This window comes from Rhizobium sp. N122, assembly GCF_002211295.1.
Lineage (GTDB): Bacteria > Pseudomonadota > Alphaproteobacteria > Rhizobiales > Rhizobiaceae > Rhizobium.
Genome location: NZ_LOKU01000002.1, coordinates 190,853 through 206,057 on the forward strand (window position 1 = coordinate 190,853; position 15,205 = coordinate 206,057).

At 60.9% G+C, this 15,205-nt stretch carries 13 protein-coding genes; 4 read left to right on the plus strand and 9 right to left on the minus strand.

From position 1 onward, the window contains the following. Positions 1 to 3: 3 nt before the first annotated feature. Both ATY75_RS02755 and ATY75_RS02760 read left to right on the plus strand, forming a co-directional pair. The gene (locus ATY75_RS02755; protein ID WP_088936378.1) at positions 4 to 834 is read left to right on the plus strand and encodes a sugar phosphate isomerase/epimerase family protein; all 831 of its coding nucleotides are present in this window, start codon (positions 4 to 6) and stop codon (positions 832 to 834) included. Between the two features lie 41 nt (positions 835 to 875). Then, positions 876 to 2,153 (plus strand): Gfo/Idh/MocA family oxidoreductase, encoded by a 1,278-nt coding sequence (locus ATY75_RS02760; protein WP_088936379.1) that lies wholly within the window; start codon positions 876 to 878, stop codon positions 2,151 to 2,153. 18 nt (positions 2,154 to 2,171) lie between these two features. On the opposite strand, the gene ATY75_RS02765 is transcribed toward ATY75_RS02760, so the two are convergent. The 3 genes from ATY75_RS02765 to ATY75_RS02775 are packed head-to-tail and all read right to left on the minus strand — an operon-like array spanning position 2,172 to position 6,090. Further along, positions 2,172 to 3,182, minus strand: coding sequence for a hydroxyacid dehydrogenase (locus ATY75_RS02765; RefSeq protein ID WP_088936380.1), 1,011 nt, complete (start codon positions 3,180 to 3,182; stop codon positions 2,172 to 2,174). Continuing rightward, entirely contained in the window at positions 3,179 to 5,035 is a 1,857-nt protein-coding gene (locus tag ATY75_RS02770) for a DUF2264 domain-containing protein (protein ID WP_088936405.1), read from the minus strand. The genes ATY75_RS02765 and ATY75_RS02770 overlap by 4 nt, the downstream gene beginning before the upstream one ends. 5 nt (positions 5,036 to 5,040) lie before the next feature. Continuing rightward, a complete protein-coding gene (locus tag ATY75_RS02775; protein ID WP_088936381.1) occupies positions 5,041 to 6,090 on the minus strand; it encodes a LacI family DNA-binding transcriptional regulator in 1,050 nt (349 codons plus the stop codon). A gap of 144 nt (positions 6,091 to 6,234) precedes the next feature. Here ATY75_RS02775 and ATY75_RS02780 point away from each other — a divergent pair, with 144 nt between their 5' ends. Further along, positions 6,235 to 7,518 carry an ABC transporter substrate-binding protein gene (locus tag ATY75_RS02780; protein WP_088936382.1) on the plus strand — a complete coding sequence of 428 codons (1,284 nt, stop codon included), beginning with the start codon at positions 6,235 to 6,237 and terminating at the stop codon, positions 7,516 to 7,518. A gap of 63 nt (positions 7,519 to 7,581) precedes the next feature. On the opposite strand, the gene ATY75_RS02785 is transcribed toward ATY75_RS02780, so the two are convergent. From ATY75_RS02785 to ATY75_RS02805, 5 genes are read right to left on the minus strand one after another with little or no spacing between them, the layout of a single operon-like run. After that, positions 7,582 to 8,550, minus strand: coding sequence for a glycosyl hydrolase (locus tag ATY75_RS02785; protein WP_088936383.1), 969 nt, complete (start codon positions 8,548 to 8,550; stop codon positions 7,582 to 7,584). Beyond that, entirely contained in the window at positions 8,547 to 9,080 is a 534-nt protein-coding gene (locus tag ATY75_RS02790; protein ID WP_088936384.1) for a DUF995 domain-containing protein, read from the minus strand. Before ATY75_RS02790 ends, ATY75_RS02785 begins: the two co-directional genes overlap by 4 nt. 37 nt (positions 9,081 to 9,117) lie before the next feature. Continuing rightward, the gene (locus ATY75_RS02795) at positions 9,118 to 10,986 is read right to left on the minus strand and encodes a glycosyltransferase family 2 protein (RefSeq protein ID WP_088936385.1); all 1,869 of its coding nucleotides are present in this window, start codon (positions 10,984 to 10,986) and stop codon (positions 9,118 to 9,120) included. Then, positions 10,983 to 11,966 (minus strand): UDP-glucose 4-epimerase GalE, encoded by a 984-nt coding sequence (gene galE / locus ATY75_RS02800; RefSeq protein ID WP_064835544.1) that lies wholly within the window; start codon positions 11,964 to 11,966, stop codon positions 10,983 to 10,985. The genes ATY75_RS02795 and galE overlap by 4 nt, the downstream gene beginning before the upstream one ends. Position 11,967: 1 nt before the next feature. Continuing rightward, positions 11,968 to 12,993 (minus strand): UDP-glucuronic acid decarboxylase family protein, encoded by a 1,026-nt coding sequence (locus ATY75_RS02805; RefSeq protein WP_088936386.1) that lies wholly within the window; start codon positions 12,991 to 12,993, stop codon positions 11,968 to 11,970. Between the two features lie 389 nt (positions 12,994 to 13,382). On the opposite strand from ATY75_RS02805, the gene ATY75_RS02810 reads away from it, so the two are divergent. Continuing rightward, complete coding sequence (locus tag ATY75_RS02810) at positions 13,383 to 13,703, plus strand: hypothetical protein (RefSeq protein ID WP_088936387.1); 321 nt, start codon at positions 13,383 to 13,385, stop codon at positions 13,701 to 13,703. Positions 13,704 to 13,766: 63 nt separating this feature from the next. Here ATY75_RS02810 and ATY75_RS02815 read toward each other — a convergent pair whose 3' ends face one another. Continuing rightward, complete coding sequence (locus ATY75_RS02815) at positions 13,767 to 14,549, minus strand: response regulator transcription factor (RefSeq protein ID WP_088936388.1); 783 nt, start codon at positions 14,547 to 14,549, stop codon at positions 13,767 to 13,769. Positions 14,550 to 15,205: the final 656 nt, after the last annotated feature.

The following is a 15,205-nucleotide window of genomic DNA, read 5'->3' on the forward strand; positions in this document are numbered from 1 at the left end:
GACATGCAGGTCGAAGGTCTTTCGATCAATCTGGCGACGATCCGCGAGCAATGCGGCTTTGCCGAAGCCGTCGATATCTGCCTGAAACACGGCATCACCTCGATCGCGCCCTGGCGCGACCAGGTCGCCAAGGCCGGCCTCGACGAGGCAGTGCGCATCGTCAAATCGAACGGCATTAAGCTGACCGGCCTTTGCCGCGGCGGCTTCTTTCCGGCCGCAAACGATGCCGACTGGCAGAAGAACCTCGACGACAACAGGCGGGCGATCGACGAGGCGGCAGCATTCTCAGCCGATTGCCTGGTGCTCGTCGTCGGCGGCTTGCCGGGCGCCTCCAGGGATATCGTCGCGGCCCGCCAGATGGTGTTCGACGGCATTGCCGCCGTGCTGCCGCATGCGCAGGCATCAGGCGTCAAGCTCGCGATCGAGCCGCTGCATCCGATGTATGCCGCCGACCGGTCCTGCGTGAACACGCTCGGCCAGGCGCTCGACATGTGCGAACCGCTCGGCGAGGATGTCGGCATTGCGATCGACGTTTACCATGTTTGGTGGGATCCCGATCTTGCCAACCAGATCGCCCGCGCCGGACGGATGAAACGTATCTTTGCCCATCACATCTGCGACTGGCTGGTGCCGACCAAAGACATGCTGCTCGACCGCGGCATGATGGGCGATGGCGTCATCGATCTCAAGGGCATAAGACGGATGATCGAGGCGGCCGGCTTCTTCGGCGCGCAGGAGGTGGAGATCTTTTCGGCCGAGACCTGGTGGAAACGCCCGGCCGACCAGGTGATCGCCACTTGCGTCGAGCGCTTCCGGAGCTGCTGCCAGATCTAAGTTTCAATATTCGTTTCATCACGCATGCAGGAGGATCATCGATGGAGAAACGCCGTTTTGCCCTGATCGGCACCGGGAACCGCGGCACCACCATGTGGGGCAAGGACTTGCTGGCCGGCTGGCGCGAACATGTCGACCTCACAGCCATCGTCGAGAAGAATTCGCTGCGCGGCGAGCGCGCCCGCAACATGATCGGCAGCAACGCGCCGCTCTATGAAAACATCGATTCCATGCTGGCCGAACAGAAACCGGATCTGGTCATCGTCTGCACGCCCGACCAGACGCATGACGATATCATCGTGCGGGCGCTGGAATCCGGCATCGACGTCATCACCGAAAAGCCGATGACCACGTCGGTCGAGAAAATTCGCCGGATTCTCGACGCCGAAAAGCGCACCGGCCGCCGGGTCGACGTCTCCTTCAACTATCGCTATGCGCCAACGGCCGCCAAGATCAAGGAACTGCTCAATGCCGGCGAGATCGGCCGGGTGACCTCCGTCGACTTCCACTGGTATTTGAACACCAAGCATGGCGCCGACTACTTCCGCCGCTGGCATGCCTATACGGAAAATTCCGGCAGCCTGTTCGTTCACAAGGCCACCCACCATTTCGATCTTCTGAACTGGTATCTCGACAGCGATCCCGACGCCGTCGCCTCGTTTGCCGATCTGCAGAACTACGGCCGCAAGGGCCCGTTCCGCGGACCGCGCTGCAAGCTCTGTCCGCACGCACATGAATGCGATTATTATCTCGATCTCGAAAAGGATCCCTTCCTCGATCAGCTCTACGAGGATCCTTCGAAGATCGACGGCTATTTCCGCGACGGCTGCGTTTTCCGCGAGGACATCGATATTCCTGATACGATGGTGGTCAGCCTGCGCTACCGCAACAATGTCCATGTGTCCTATTCATTGAACACCTTCCAGCCGATCGAAGGCCATCACCTCGCCTTCAACGGCACCAAGGGACGCATCGAAATTCGCCAGTATGAGACCCAGCCCTGGGAAGAGCCGAAGCAGGACACGATCCTGCTCATCCGCAATTTCCCGAATGGTAAGGAAGCCGTCGAGCGGATCGTCGTTCCGCATTTCACCGGCGGCCATTACGGCGGCGATGACCGGATGCGCAACATGATCTTCAAGCCCGACATGGAAGACCGGCTCGGCCAGCGCGCAGGCACGCGGGCGGGCGCCATGTCCGTGCTCTGCGGCATCGCCGCGCTGACGAGTTCGCGCGCCGGCAAGGTGGTCGAAATCGCGGATCTGATGCCCGAGCTCGCCGATGACGGCTCGCCCAATTCGTTGAGGACATCGCGCTGACGCTAAGCGCTGGACGCGTCAGGCGATGTTTTCGAGATCCTGCCGGCGGATCTGGTAGAGTAGCGGCCGGCCGCTCACAAAACGCTCGATCTCATCCGCCGTCATTTCGCCAAGACGCGCCCGTTCCAGGCCGATGGCGCCGGCGATATGCGGTGTCAGAAAGACGTTCGGCAGATCGTAGAAAGCAGAACCCGGCTCCGGGATCTCCGGATCGGTGACGTCGATGACGGCGTCGATGCGGCCGGTCTTCAGCTCCAAAAGCAGTGCCGCCTCATCGATGAGAATGCCGCGCGCGGTGTTGATGAGCGTCGCGCCGTTCTTCAGCAGCGACAGCCTTCGCGCATCGATCATATGCTGGGTCGCCGGCAGCGACGGCGCGTGCAGGGAAACGATATCGGCGCGGCGCATCAATTCGTCGAGATCGACCTTCTCCGCGCCCAACCCGGCGGCCTCGGCAGCATCGAGCATGGGGTCGAACAGCAGCAGCTCGAAGCGGAAGGGTTTCAAAAGCTCGATTACCCGCCGGCCGATGCGCGAGGCGCCGACAATGCCGAGGGTGCGGCCGTAATTTCCGATCGCTTCGCGCTGCATGGGGTAGGTCCGATCGCGATTGCGGTCGGCAATGTAGCGATCGCGGAAGCGGAAGGCACGTTTGCCGGCGAAAATGATTGCCGCCAGCGTGAATTCGGCGACCGGCACGGCATTGGCCTCGGCCGCATGGCTGACTGTTATGCCGGCTTCGAAGATGGCGTCGTCGATGATGCCCTTTATCGTGCCCGCCGCATGGACGATGAGACGAAGCCGCGGCGCGGCAGAGGCGATCTCAGGCCCGACATAGGGTGCGCCCCAGCCGGTAACCAGGATTTCGGCTTCGGAAAGCAGGCGGCTGGCGCGTTCATCCTCGAAATGCTGCAGCGGCTCGGGATCCAGCAGGCGGCCGATCGTATCGAGCCGGCGCAGGATCGCATCGGGCAGGACGTGCTCCGTGCGCGACGGCTCCATGCCAAGGATGATTGCCGGACGGTTCATGGCATCTGACCCGGCGCTTCGATGGCGCTGACCGTCATGCCCTTTTCCCGCACCAGCGCCTCCAGCGCCGCAATATCGGGCGCCTTCGGCGGCTTTGTCCAGGCGGATGCGACGGCGGCGGGATCGCCGAGTGCCAGCACCGCCGTCACCAGGATGGTTTCGCCGGCCGGAATCTGACCGCGCAGTTGCGGCACGATGGTTTTCGCGACAATCACATTGGTGTTGGGCTGCGCCTTCTGGGCGAGCCCGGCGCGTTTGACCGACGAACCGAGATCGACAATGCCGGTGAAATCGGCTTCGCCGATCGCATAGGCAGCGCCATCCGACGCCGACAGCGTGTCCAGTTCGAAATCCCGGCGGGCGATGGCAAAGCCGCCTTCGGCGACCCTCAGCGGCCGGGCCGCCCTGATCCGGTGGAGACGGATATGCCAGGGGGCCGCGGGCGCCAGCCAGCTTTCGACGCTGGCATCGGGGAAAGGTGACCATTTCGCATAAAGCACATCACCGGCGAGCTTCGCTTCCTCATTCGTTTCGCGCACGCGGTAGTGCAAACCGTCATCGCTGAAGGCCAGCATCGAATCGAAAGCGGCAAGCGCAAAGCCGCGTTCATCGGATTCGACGCTGAAGCCGTAGCGAGAGGAATAGGCGAATTTCGCGTATTTTTCCGTGCCGAAGCGCATCTGCAGATTTTCCTGGCCGGAGGACAGGGCCACGACGTCGCTGCCCGCCCGCATCATCACCATGCCGGGATGGCGCTGGGGAACGACCGCGGGCGCCGGCTCCGGCGCCTTCTCCTCGGCCGTCCAGAACGGATGATCCTCGGCGATCGCAAGGGGCAGAAAGGCCTTCAACGCCCAGTAGGGCGAGCCGGCGGAATTGTAGCTCTCCGACATCAGCAGGTTCGGATAGCCGAAACCGATCGACAGCACGCCGTCGCGATCGGCAATCGGCTTATCCCGCCACCAGCGCAGATGCTGCAGGCAGAGATGCTTTACCTCGCCCCAGGGCAGCGCCTCGACATCGGCAAAAGCGAGCGCCGACCAGAAGCCGGCGCAGGCGAAACGATAGGTCAGGCTGCGTCCGAAGGGGATCGTGGCGCCGTCGGCGGCAAACCAGTGGCGGAAATCGCGGGCAAAAAGGACCGCCCGTTCGCGGTAGCGTTTGGCATAATCGTCGTCGACGAGCTTCGCATAGATCAGCCCATAAAAATGCATGGCGAAGGGAATGTAGTGATCGACGCGGCGCACGTTTCCGTCGCGATACCAGCCGTCGCCGATATAGAAGCCTTCGAGTTCCTCCAGATATTGCCGCGTCAGGCTGCGATCGAAATCGGCGCCGAGACGATCGAGGGCGATATCGACGAAGATGCGGAAGAATTTCCAGTTGTTGTCGGCATAGTCGAACTGTCTGGCGTGCTTGAGATAGGCGATGACATTGTCGCGGGCGCGCGCATCGAGCGGCTCCCAGATCTTTTCCGGGACCAGCGCCAGGGCAAAGCCGACAGCAGCAAGCTCGACCATCCGCTGATCGCGGCCATTGACCGTTCCCCAATATTCCGGATGGGCGGGATCGGTGCCGTTTGCGAGGCCTTCGGCAAAACGGTGCCAATGGGCGAAATCACCGTTGCCGGCGCCGAGCGGCCCCAATCCCCAGAGCGGGCGGGCGAAACCTTCGAGATCGCCCGCCGCCCGGTCGAAATGGGCGGCGGCACCGCTCAGCCTGACGCGGGCATTGCCTTTCGAAAAACAGGCAAGCAGCGGATCGAAGCAATCAAGCAGAGCCCGGCTCAAATCGGCTCGGGTTTCGATCGGATTGCCGGCGAGCGGGTTGGCGCTGGCGGGATCATAGGTCATCGGCATCACCCACGGGTTTCAGCACTCGCAACCGTCCCTCCCGGAACGGGAACGACTGCCTGACAGATGTGGCGCGCCGGCGCCGTCCTGTTGCGGAAACGAGACAGCATCAGTGAGATGGCCTCGCGCCCGAGGGCGGCGCGGTCGACGCGCATGGTGGAAAGCGGCGGATTGGTCATCAGCGCGCAGGGCAGATCATCGAAGCCGACGATGGCGAAATCCTGCGGCACCCGCAGCCCGGCCTCGGTGACGGCCTCCAGCACGCCGACGGCGATGAAATCATTCATGCAGAAGGCGGCGGTGAAACCACCATTTTCAGCAAGGATCGCGGCCGTGCGTTCATGGGCCTCGCCGCTGGCACTGCCCTGCAGCGTCATGGATACGAAACGACCTTCGGCGCCAGGAACAGCGGCAATCGCCGCCTCGAAACCGCGGATACGCTCCCGGATCGTCTGGCGATGCGAGCCGCTCATATGCAGGATGCGGCGATGGCCAGCCTTCATCAATCGGCTGGTCGCCTGATAGGCGCCGAAGAAATTAGCCGGCGAAACGCCGTCGAATTGCATTCCGGGATCGGTGCCGTTGACGAGAACGGCGGGCGTCATGGTGTCCCGCAGCCAGCCGCGCAGGGTCTCGTTCGGATCGATGCCGACGAGAAAGAGCCCTTCGGCGCCTGCTGCCTGCATATAGTCGCGCACGGCGTCCGGCGTCGTGCGATCCTCGCGGACCATCCGGATTTCGAAGGGCATGCCTGCCTCGGCGGCGCCGGCGCGCAGCCCCTCGACGATGGCTTCATAAAAGACGCTGAGGCCGCCGGTGACGCCGTCGCTGGCGATCAGCGCCAGCCCGCCGGCCACGGCTTCAGTCGCAGATTTGACCGGATAACCATGCTCGGCCGCCACCTTCAAGATCTGGCGGCGCACGGTTTCGCTGATGCCGGGTTCATTGGCAAGAACCCGCGACACCGTGGAGACGGAGACGCCGGCCAATGTGGCGATATCGGCCTGACGCGGCCGTCTGATTTTCTCGTCGTTCCCGATTTTTTCGTTCTTCATAGGCAAAGCTTATGCAATTTATGCAAATTTGCAAGATATTCGTTATTTCTTGCAATAATTATTTTTTTGCGTACTCTCAGTGAGGACATGTCTGCAAACGCCGTTGGAGGATGGCAGCGGGCATATTGGGGCAAGGAGGATATCATGCAGGTCAACCGCCGTTCATTTCTGATGGGTTCAGCCGGAGCAGCCGCCGGCCTCGCCTTTGGCGCCGGAAGCGCCGTTCCGGCTTTTGCCGAAGGCGTATCGCTGCGCGCCATGTGGTGGGGCTCGAACGACCGTGCCAAGCGCACGCTCGACGTCGCCAAGCTCTATCAATCAAAGACGCCTGGCGTCACGATCGTCGGTGAATCGCTTTCGGGCGACGGCTACTGGACGAAGCTCGCCACCCAGATGGCCGGCCGCGCCATCGCCGACGTCTTCCAGCTCGAGCCGGGAACGATCTCCGATTATTCCAAGCGCGGCGCCTGCCTGCCGCTCGACGAATTCCTTCCCTCGACGCTGAAGGTCCAGTCCTTCGGCGCCGACATGCTGAAACTGACCACCATCGACGGCAAACTCTATGGTGTCGGCCTCGGCCTCAACTCCTTCTCGATGTTCTTCGACACCGTCGAATTCGAAAAGGCCGGCATTCCGCTGCCGACGCCCGATCTCACCTGGGATGAGTATGCCAAGCTCGCCGTCGAACTCGCCAAATCCTCCGGCAAGAGCGGAGGACCCTATGCAGCCCGCTACGCCTATGTGTTCGACGCCTGGCTGCGCCAGCGCGGCAAAAGCCTCTTCGCCAAGGAGAGCGTCGGGCTCGGCTTCACGGCCGACGATGCCACGGAATGGTTCGACTATTGGGAGAAGCTGCGCAAGGCCGGCGGCACCGTTGCTGCCGACGTCCAGACGCTCGATCAGAACACCATCGACACCAACTGCCTAGGTCTCGGCAAATCGGTGATCGGCATGGCTTATTCCAACCAGATGGTCGGCTATCAGCTGATCATCAAGAACAAGCTCGGCATCACCATGCTGCCGCGGGAAAAGAAGGGCGGACCGTCGGGCCACTATTACCGCCCTGCGCTGATCTGGAGCCTCGGCGCCACGACGAAGAACGGCGAAGCGGCCGCGAAATTCATCGACTTTTTCGTCAACGATATCGAGGCCGGTAAGATCCTCGGCGTTGAGCGCGGCGTGCCGATGTCGCCGGTGCGTGAAGCCATTCTGCCTCAGCTCAACCCGACGGAGCAGGAAACGGTCAAATACGTCAATCTTCTCAAGGATCAGGTCGGCGAATATCCGCCGCCGGTGCCGATGGGTGCAACCCAGTTCGACCAGCGCGTCCTGCGCCCGATCTGCGACGAACTCGCCTTCGAACGGGTTTCGCCGGCCGATGCGGCGACCCGGCTCATCGAAGAGGGTAAGGCGACGCTCAAAGGTTGATCGATCGCCTGACATGAGAGGAGAGGCCCGCAAACCCCGGCGGGCCTCTCTCTTTCCGGGCCGTCAGTTGGCCAGGCTTTCGACGACGCGCCAGTCCGGCCGGCCGAGATCGAACGGCCAGGCATGCACATCCCGATCGTTGAAATAGACGACTTCCCGCAAATTCGGAAAAGCGCTCTGCTTCAGCGTCGCGGTTTCGATCCAGGGCCTGACATAGGCGTCGCCGCCTTCATAACCGAGCTCCGCCACCCAGATCGGCTTGCCGTAGCCGGCGACCAGATCGTAACCCTGCTTCAGCGCTTCGGAGAATGTCCGGTGCTTGTCGTAGGCAAGCTCATCGTAGCGTTCCAGGCCAAAGACCGAGAGACCGACGAGATCAACATAATCGTCGCCGGGATAATAGTCCTGCAAGCCCGGCTCGCCCTTCGGCGACCACATGATTTCAGTGCCCGGCGCCTCCTGGCGGACGATATCCATCATCCGCTTGTAGGCGGTGATATAATCGCGCGGATTCCACCCGGACCATGAGAACCGCCCCGACTTGTCCTCCATCTCCTGGCCCCAGCGGACGATTACCGGGCTTTTCAGCTGGGATATCATTTGCGCGATCGCCCGCATGTTGACATCGTAATCACCGCGCAGGACCTTCCGGCGAAGCTCGGCGGAGGTCAGCCGCCAGTCGACGTCCCAGGACCACGGTTCCACTGTAATCAGCAGATTGCGGCCCCTGGCCTGCGCGTAGGCATCGGCCACGCGCAGCGTCTCCAGATCGACGTCCTCCCAGGGCAGGAACAGGGCTTCGGTTGCCACATTGGCTTGTGCACCGAAATCGCCATGCGGATCGTAGGCGCCGAACTTGATGCCGTCGGCATGAAGGACGGGGCGTTTGTCGATAATCGTCTGGACGCCTGCCGCCGGGTTCGGGGCAATGCCGGCATATTGCATCTCGCTTCGGCCAGGCATATCCGCGACACACAGCAGGAGCAGTGCCATCGCTGCGGTCGAGAGGTTTTTTTTCATCAGCTTCTTCACGGCTCACCCTCCTTTCGGGCTACTTCCTGGCTCAGCAGGACCTGCTTCAGGTCGCGCGCCTTGTCGCTGACCGAATCCATGGAAACGAGCTTGAGAAACTCGTCATCCCCGCGCACCGACGCATGACGGAAAACGTACCAATTGCCGTCCGGCTGGCGCCGCTGATAGATCGTGCTGCCGATCTTGCGGTGGCCGAAACAGGTGCTGGCGCGGGCCGCACCTTCGGCATTCGTCCAGGTGGCGCGCATGCAGAGCTGGCCGAGATCGTCGACCACCCACTTGCCTTCGGCGAAGGACTGCTTGCCCTTGTCGTTCACCCAGGCGACGAACCGCCGGCCGTCATCCGAGAAACGGCCGCCGCCGGTATTCCAGACCCAGGTCTTGTCGCCATAGATGCGGTAGAGCTCATAGGCGCTGAGCGGCGTCGGCGTCGCCGGCTTCTTGCCGGCTGCCTCGGCGCCATGTGCCGCCAACGGCAGGCACAGGCCGAGGGCAAGGGCTGCTCCATAAAGTTTCGATCCGATACGCATTACATCCTCCTGTTCGGCACGTGCCGGTTCCGCCGGCTCAGACACCCTGTTGGTCCCGTCCCATGTTGCCGAACCCATTCCATTTGAGACGGAATTTCGTGATCCTGGTTTTGCCGCCGCCGAGACCGGCACCGGCCACGGCGAATTGCGTTTCGGTGAAGCTGACGAATGGCTGGCCGTGGGAAAGGGCTTCGAGGCTGCGCAGGCCATGGCTGCCCAGCTGCATGCCGCCGGTAAGCCAAATGGCAAGCCCCATGGCGGTCGCGAACCGCAGCCCGTGCGATTGCGGCAGCAGCGGCAGACCGTTCTCGATGGCATGGCGAACGACGATCAGCATCGTCACCGACAGATAGATCGAGAGGTTTATCGCGGCGAAAATATAGAAACCCTGGGCGGCGGCGGCTTCGCTGGCGAGCGCCATGGCGACGGCGCAAAGCCCGGCGAGTACGATATAGGGCGCGACGACGCGCAGCGGCAGGGAATGCTGCTGCTGCTTTCCCTTCGGCGTGATGCGGAAATCGACGAAGGAACCGGAGATATGATCGCGCACGGCCGCCAGGCTGCCGGCAAGCGACCATGGCCAGCGCAGGAAGATGAAGGCCAGCCCCTCCCAGCCGAACAGTTTTGCATCATACGGCCTGAAGGTTCCCGTCGCCCGCCAGAAAACGGAAAACAGCGTCAGCACGACCGAGATCGGCACAAAATGCAGCAGAAAATCCGGATAGGTGACGTTGACGAAGACATGGCCCGTCAGCAGGGCGGCAACCGGCAGCAGGAACATCACTGCCATGAAAGCGGAAAAGAGCGGATACCACAGTTGCGAAAACACGAACTGAAATTTCAGCCGCCACGGCAGATGGGCGATGTAGTGGCTGGAATGTTGCAGCAGAATGGTGACGAGACTGCGCGACCACTGGAATTCCTGGACGACGAGGTCGGCAAAATTCGCCGGGCCGTCGCCGTGAGCGATCGCATCGACGGCATGCACGCCACGCCAGCCGCCGGCATTCATCATCAGCGTCGTCGAATGGTCTTCGGCAAGCTCGGGGCCGAGTCCGCCGATCTCACGCAGCGCCGAAGTGCGAACCGCATAATGCGAGCCGATGCAGAGCGGCGCCCAGCCATTGTTGTAACCCGTCTGCAGCGAACCGTGCAGGCTGGCCTCGGCATAGAGCCGGCCGCGCGCGGCCCAGCTCGCAGCCGCATTAGCATCGCAGATGCTAGGCGCCGAGACATAGCCGATGCCGGGGTCGGCGAAGGGGCGCAGGACCTCGCGGAGATAGGTCGGCGTCGGCACATGATCGGCATCGAACTGGGCGACGAAATCGTAACGCGCATAGCCGAAATGGTCGTAGAAATAGGCGAGGTTGCCTTCCTTGCAGCGCGTCCGGCGTGGCCAGGTCGCGCGATGATAATCCGCCACCCCCTTGCGGGTGGAGACCAGCACGCCGCGCTCGGCGCACCAGCGCCTGGTCTCCTCCGACGGATCCTCGTCGGCCAGCCAGACATCGAAATCGACGCCGACCTGGTCGAGCATCGCCTGCAGCGTGGCGCGGACGACGGCAAAGGGCTCGGACGGCGCTTTGGTGACCACCATCGCCACCCGCCCCTCCGGCAGCCGCGCGCGCGGGCTGACCGTCCGCGCGTCGAGGAAGATCAGGATGAAATAGGCCGGGACGAGGGTGATCCAGCCCAGCACGAGGGTGATGAGCACGAAGGCGGTCCAGGAAATGATGTGGGCCGACTGGCACCACCAGATCCAGAAATAGCCGAGTGCGGTCAGCCAGCAGAGAATGCCGAGGCTGTAGGCGGCGCGCTTCCAACCGGTAAAAACTGGATCGAATGTATCTGCGGCGGCGGCTTTCGCCGTCCTGGCACGGTGGTCGATTGCCGAACCAATGCTCATGCGCTCACCTTCAACCCGAAAGTGGGACCTGCGGTGCGGATGATCGTATCGATATCCGAAAGCGCCGGCGTGAAGCCGAGTTCGGCCTCCGCTCTTGCCGTGTCGGCAAAGAGGATCGGCGGATCGCCGGCCCGACGGGGGCGATACCGGACGGGAACTTCAAGGCCGGTCACCCGATGGATGGCTTCGAGGATCTCGCGCACCGAGGTGCCCCGGCCGGAACCGAGATTGACGCTGAGCGAGCCGCCATCGGCCATCAGATGATTGACGGCGGCAAGATGGGCCTGTGCGAGATCGCTGACATGAATATAGTCGCGCACACAGGTTCCATCTTCGGTGGGATAATCGGTGCCGAAGATATCGAGCCGCTCCAGCCTGCCGGCGGCAGCGAGAAGGGCGCGAGGGATGAGATGGGTCTCGGGCTGGTGGCGCTCGGCAAGCTCCCCCTCCGGATCGGCGCCGGCCGCATTGAAATAACGCAGCGCGGCAAAGCGGATCCCGTAGGCAGCGGCAAAATCTTCGAGCGCCATCTCGAAGATCAGTTTGGTGCGGCCGTAGGGATTGACCGGTTGCTGTGGCGTTTCCTCCAGTATCGGCAGGGAGGCGGGGACGCCATAGGTGGCGCAGCTGCTCGAGAAGACGATCCGTTCGATATCCTGGTCGAGGCAGGCCTCCAGCAGCGTCAGGCTGCCGACGACGTTGTTGCGGTAATATTTCCTGGGCATCTCGACGGATTCGCCGACATAGGCATTGGCGCCGCAATGGATGACGCAATCGGGCGAAAACTCCGCGAGCGTCCGGCGCAGCGTCGCCGCATCGGCGAGGTCGGCCCGGATGAGCGGCCCCCAGCGGACACTGTCGGCATGCCCTGTCGACAGATTGTCATAGGTGACCGGGACCATGCCGGCACGCGCCAGCGTTTTGCAGATATGACTGCCTATGAAACCGGCGCCGCCGGTAACCAGAATGTAGCGGGGCATCTCATACGACCTCCGCCTTCTCGGCGCCGGCCTTCTTTGCGCCAGTAAGCAAGCCGTCGAAATAATCAACGGTGCGCGCCAGGCCGGTTTCGAGGCCGATGCAGGGCTGCCAGCCCAGCTCGGCCATGGCCCGGGAAATATCCGGCCGCCGCTGGCGGGGGTCGTCGGTCACCGCCGGCAGATGCACGATGCGGGAGCGCGAATTGGTCCGGTCGCGGATGATTTCCGCCAGGCGGCGAACCGTGATTTCGGTCGGGTTGCCGAGGTTGATCGGACCGTGGCAGGCGCTGCCGGCGGCCGAGAACCGCAGGAAGCCTTCCACGAGATCGTCGACATAGCAGAAAGAGCGGGTCTGCTCACCGTCGCCATAGATCGTCAGGTCTGCATTGCGCAGCGCCTGCACGATGAAATTGGAGACCACCCGGCCATCGTCCAGACGCATGCGCGGCCCATAGGTGTTGAAGATACGGCCGACTTTGATGTCGACGCCGTAGGTCCTGTGATAATCGAAGAACAGCGTCTCGGCGCTGCGTTTGCCTTCGTCGTAACAGGCCCGCGGTCCGATCGGGTTGACATTGCCGCAATAGGATTCGTGCTGCGGGCTCTGGTTCGGGTCGCCATAGACCTCCGAGGTCGACGACTGAACGACGGTCGCACCGGTCTTGCGGGCGCAATCCAAGGTGTTGACGGCGCCGAGCACATTGGTGAGCAATGTACCCACCGGATCCCGCTGATAGTCAGGCGGAGAGGCGGGCGAGGCGAAGTTGAAGATGAGCGACGCGTCAATATCGAAGGGCTGGCGAACATCATGCTCGACGATGTGAAAACGGGCGTTCGAGGCGAGGTGATCGACATTCACGCGGCGGCCGGTCGAAAAATTATCGAGACAGACAACTCGGTGGCCGCGCTGCAGAAGCCTTTCGCAGAGATGCGACCCGAGGAAACCGGCCCCGCCATTCACCAGAGCGGTGCCCGGTTCTTTGCCCGTCACTGCGGAATAACCTTCGTTGGGAACGAAACTACGCATTACAAACTCCTTCCCAGGTATTTAGTCTTTTGTTTTAGTTATGCACTGCACGCCTTCTTTACCTGACTGGGTATTCTTGGTGCTGACCACACAGTCATGAATAACTTTTGAGTTATTCTTCAGATAACCGAATTACTATTAAAATGATAAGACGATTGCAATTAAGGTCAACTTCAAAAAACTCTGAGTATCCAAAATAATTACGCATCTATTCTTCGTTTTAACGAATGATTAATCATTTTCTTTCATTTTTCCCTCAGAACGCGTGTCCTGATATTGCTCAAGCTTCGCTCAATGAATCTGATCTACAAGTAATGGGGAAGGTTGGCCGCGTTGAACTGCACGACCGGTCTTGCATCCGGAAGCGCCATATGCGAGGGGTTTTTGCCATGTCGAAAAAACAAGCTGCAGCGGCGCCGAAAGGCTGGCGTTTATTTCATTTTGCGATGCTTGCCGGGGGAGCGACGCTTCTTGCGATCGGAACGACGGCCTGTACGGTCGTCAACGACGACATCGCCGTCGTCGCGAAAAAGAACGTCGTCGTGGTCGAGGCGCCGCGCGTGTCCAAAGCCTATGCCTATCCGGCACATCGGCCTGAACGCCCGGCTGCGTCAACGGTTCGCGTCGCCTATCACGGCTCAGCGCCTTATATCTGCTCTCCCAGCGGCTTCGGACAGAAGTCGCGCTGCTTCGCACGTCCGTCGATCTGAGGCAGCAATTCGACGCGCGACGCGCGTCTTGTGCGCATCACAATAGACGCGTGGCGGGGTAAATCAGTTGCGCCACCGGCCGGACATGTCGTCCTCGCTTGCAGGATGCTCGTTGAAGAAACGGGATGCGGCTTCCGTGCGGTTTCGGACGTTCATCTTCTTATAGATGTTGCGGACGTGAACCTTCACGGTGTTTTCGGAAAGATGCAGCTTGTCGGCGATGATCTTGTTTTGCGTTCCCTTGCATATGAGATCCAGGATCTGAACCTCGCGGGTGGTCAAAGAAGAGATACTGTCGCGTCTGAGCTTCAGCGCATTGGTGCGCGCCGCATCGACCGATTTTGTCTGGTAGAGCGACGGCTCGAGCTGGGTATTCTTGTTGGTGAGACGATTGAGCAGGGCTGACGGAAAATGTTCGCCGCCCTTCATCAGCAGATCCACCGCAGCCATGAAGACATCGAGCCGCAGGTTGAGCGGCAGGACGCCGTCGATGATCCTTGCCTCCACCAGGCGGCTGACATAGGGTTCGAGCATGTCGATCGCTTCGACGACAAGTCCGACAGAGGTTTCCGGGTGGTTTTCGCGGGCAGCCTGCAGCGCTTCATGCAGCTCCGGCGCAGGTATATGATAGAATAAAACGAGTTTCAGATCGCCGGTATCTTTTTCCAGCATCGGCTTCGTGCTCATTATGCTTGCGACATCGCAGTTCGGAAATTTCTTGGCCAGCGCCTCTACCATGCACTCCGAAAACAGATCCGCATTGGCGACCACTAATATAGTATTTCCCGATGAACCTAACTTCCTGCTCTGGTCTGTATTCTCCATTCCTGAGCTTGTCATGAACATATACGCCTCCCCTAGCGTTACACTTTACTCAAACGTGGAGCGATGGCGGGTATTCGATAGTAAGAAATGCCGACCCCTGATGTCACCGCTTTATTTTTTAGACATTTCTTAATTATGTTAATACGGATTGAGAAGGAAGGAAATGGCCCAAAGTGATTAGTTTTAGCGGGCAAAAAGCCATAAGATACTAAGCCTTGGTTGCATTTTTACTGTCATGGATACTTCGAGGTTATATTTGCTCTCACTATAGATCAGAGCTTGACGTAATATTTCAGTACAGATTGTTATATTTGCTGCCTCCATGAAGTGTTCGATCTGAGACAGGCGATCGTCGAAAGCCCTGCCCTCAACCCCACCGTGAATGCGCCGTAATCCCGGATACCCGCGACCCGGCGCCTCCCCAAGCAAGACGTCGCGACGTTTCACCGACAGAGGCTAGCCGGACGGCAAATCTGTCTTAGCCCGAATTGATATCTATCGGCTCCGTATTTTTTCCAGCAATCTGTGCTCGCTGTCCAAGTGGCGGCATGGACGATCCATGTATCGGCGTGTGTATTTGATACATAGCATCCATTTGTGGCAACTCAATAACAGTAACGCCTGGATACTCCTTATCCTCGTCAGGATGCGGATCCGGATATGTGCGGCCGAGTACT

What these genes read in the sequence shown, in the direction of transcription:
- ATY75_RS02755 (WP_088936378.1), top strand. Translation starts at nt 4, where the DNA reads ATGCAGGTCGAAGGTCTTTCGATCAATCTGGCGACGATCCGCGAGCAA.
- ATY75_RS02760 (WP_088936379.1), top strand. Translation starts at nt 876, where the DNA reads ATGGAGAAACGCCGTTTTGCCCTGATCGGCACCGGGAACCGCGGCACC.
- ATY75_RS02765 (WP_088936380.1), bottom strand. Translation starts at nt 3,182, where the DNA reads ATGAACCGTCCGGCAATCATCCTTGGCATGGAGCCGTCGCGCACGGAG.
- ATY75_RS02770 (WP_088936405.1), bottom strand. Translation starts at nt 5,035, where the DNA reads ATGACCTATGATCCCGCCAGCGCCAACCCGCTCGCCGGCAATCCGATC.
- ATY75_RS02775 (WP_088936381.1), bottom strand. Translation starts at nt 6,090, where the DNA reads ATGAAGAACGAAAAAATCGGGAACGACGAGAAAATCAGACGGCCGCGT.
- ATY75_RS02780 (WP_088936382.1), top strand. Translation starts at nt 6,235, where the DNA reads ATGCAGGTCAACCGCCGTTCATTTCTGATGGGTTCAGCCGGAGCAGCC.
- ATY75_RS02790 (WP_088936384.1), bottom strand. Translation starts at nt 9,080, where the DNA reads ATGCGTATCGGATCGAAACTTTATGGAGCAGCCCTTGCCCTCGGCCTG.
- ATY75_RS02795 (WP_088936385.1), bottom strand. Translation starts at nt 10,986, where the DNA reads ATGAGCATTGGTTCGGCAATCGACCACCGTGCCAGGACGGCGAAAGCC.
- galE (WP_064835544.1), bottom strand. Translation starts at nt 11,966, where the DNA reads ATGCCCCGCTACATTCTGGTTACCGGCGGCGCCGGTTTCATAGGCAGT.
- ATY75_RS02805 (WP_088936386.1), bottom strand. Translation starts at nt 12,993, where the DNA reads ATGCGTAGTTTCGTTCCCAACGAAGGTTATTCCGCAGTGACGGGCAAA.
- ATY75_RS02810 (WP_088936387.1), top strand. Translation starts at nt 13,383, where the DNA reads ATGTCGAAAAAACAAGCTGCAGCGGCGCCGAAAGGCTGGCGTTTATTT.
- ATY75_RS02815 (WP_088936388.1), bottom strand. Translation starts at nt 14,549, where the DNA reads ATGTTCATGACAAGCTCAGGAATGGAGAATACAGACCAGAGCAGGAAG.